Annotated in this window: 1 protein-coding gene; it reads right to left on the bottom strand. The window is 40.8% G+C overall.

Going from position 1 to position 233, the window contains the following annotated elements:
* Positions 1-233, bottom strand: a 233-nt coding sequence (locus AAEY68_RS21735; protein WP_350586904.1) for a TonB-dependent receptor domain-containing protein, incomplete at both ends; no start/stop codon positions are given.

Here is a 233-nt window from a genome sequence, read left to right as displayed (position 1 = left end):
GTCAAACTGCAGCGTAAAACGGCCGTCACTTTCGGTTAATAATGCTTCGATTGGGTTATCTATATCTTTATAGAATGCGCCAACTGAGTAGTTATCACCATTGTCCATATAAAATTCGATACGTGCATCAAAGTTATCTAGGTAACTAGATTCTAAGAATGGATTACCAAGCGTTCGATAACCGGTCAACGGATCTTGGAATTGAACAGGGCTTAACTCACGCAAGTCAGGAC

The sequence above is a fragment of the Pseudoalteromonas sp. RB2-MNA-CIBAN-0110 genome, assembly GCF_040309305.1.
Taxonomy (GTDB): domain Bacteria; phylum Pseudomonadota; class Gammaproteobacteria; order Enterobacterales; family Alteromonadaceae; genus Pseudoalteromonas; species Pseudoalteromonas arctica.
This window is presented reverse-complemented; position numbering and strand designations above follow the sequence as displayed.